This is a genomic window from Dorea sp. YH-dor226 (genome assembly GCF_039832105.1).
Classification (GTDB): Bacteria; Bacillota; Clostridia; order Lachnospirales; family Lachnospiraceae; genus Dorea_A.
Window position 1 is genome coordinate 1 of the sequence record NZ_JBDOHS010000040.1, and the last position, 1,149, is coordinate 1,149.

The 1,149-nt window shown below is 41.9% G+C and carries 1 protein-coding gene; it reads left to right on the forward strand.

The features are described 5' to 3' along the window. Positions 1-984: ISNCY family transposase (locus ABE547_RS14630; protein WP_347379412.1), on the forward strand; the 984-nt coding region annotated here is incomplete at its 5' end. Positions 985-1,149: the final 165 nt, after the last annotated feature.

Consider the following 1,149-nt stretch of genomic DNA (forward strand, 5'->3'; position numbering starts at 1 on the left):
TCCGGCATCGAGCTCTATGTTACGGAAAACAATCCTAAAACCCTCAATGCTCTGATCCGAAAGCTGAAAGCTTATTACAAAGATAACCCTGATGTTGATCCTTATAAGATGGCTTACGGTCTTATGCCTTCACAGGCGGCATCCTGTCCCGAAGCAAAGCAACAATACATCAATGGGCATTTCTGCTATGCTGATAAATTTGCCATCCTTACCAATGGTCTGGGTATCATCCGGCATATCTCTTTTCTGGATGATGACTTTAAAGCAGCTCATCCGGAAATGACGGTAGAAAAGAAATCTGATTCTCCCGATGAAGATAAGTCCATCGGGGATGCAACTTCCCTGAAACCTGTGCTTTCCGATTTCTTTTTCCTGCACCCGGACTTCCATCCGGATACTTTTCTGGGTGATTCTTCTTTTGATACCATCGAAACCTATGGGATGCTGTTGAATGACTTTCATTTTTCCAAGGCTCTGATTCCTTACAACCCTAGAAATGAAAGCAATCTCAAAAAAGTCGGATATAACGAATACGGCTATCCTACCTGCCCGGGTGACCCTTCTCTTGCCATGAAGTATTGTGGTGTCACCCGTGAAAATGGACGTGCTGATCGTGTCAAATGGATTTGTCCCAAAGTTCACATGGTAAAGGGTAAATATGTCTGCGACTGCAAAGAGCCTTGTTCTACCGCCACCAAAGGACGAACCACTTATACATACGAAAATCTAGATTTTCGCATGTTTCCCGGAATTCAAAGAGATTCCGAAGAATGGGATTCCCTTTACAAAATCAGAACCATTGTGGAACGTGCCATCGACCATCTAAAAATCAACATGTGTGTTGCTGGAAGGAAATCCAGAAACCACATCACCACAAAAGCGGATGCTTTTCTTGCAGGGATTGCAAGCCAGCTTACCGTCATTGTCGCCCACAGCATGAATTGTCCACAATACATCCGAAGTTTGAAACCTTTAATTGCCTGAAAAAGTATTCGATTGTCATAGTTCATTTATGGGCTTATTAAAGTACGCCCCATATCTGATGATTTATGTCAATTCAGAAACCATTCTGAATAATGACCGTTTTTTCTCTCCTTATATGAGGAGAGTTATCCACATCATAGAAAAAAATCATTTAACAATTACCTA